A 391-nucleotide genomic window follows, 5' to 3' on the forward strand; every position below is an offset into this window, starting at 1 on the left:
GCTCGCAGAAGGCGATGATCTCCGGCTCCAGCCGCGCCATCTCCTCGTGCGTGATGCCGATCAGGCGGCCGCCGAAGTACAGGTTGTCGCGTCCGCTGAAATCCGGGTGGAAGCCCGCACCCAGCTCCAGGATGGCCGTGACTCGCCCCACGCGCTGGATGGTCCCCATCGACGGCTGCAGCGTGCCCGCCAGCAGCTTGAGCAGCGAACTCTTGCCGGCGCCGTTGTCGCCGATCACGCCGATGCACTGGCCGCGCTGCAGCTCGAACGAGACATCGCGCAGCGCCCAGTGGCTGCGGTGCGTGGCCCGCCCCGTGAGCAGCGCGCGCAGCCGCGACCGCGGGGACGGATAGAGCTTGTATTCCTTGCTGACCCCGGCCACCTTCAGCAC

General features: G+C 69.3%; 1 protein-coding gene. It reads right to left on the reverse strand.

The genetic code is table 11. The features are described 5' to 3' along the window. The coding region (locus GVL52_RS32700) for an ATP-binding cassette domain-containing protein (protein ID WP_200848075.1) at positions 1 to 391 on the reverse strand (391 nt) is incomplete at both ends.

This window comes from Rhizobium sp. 18055 (assembly GCF_902706285.1).
Lineage (GTDB): Bacteria > Pseudomonadota > Alphaproteobacteria > Rhizobiales > Rhizobiaceae > Rhizobium.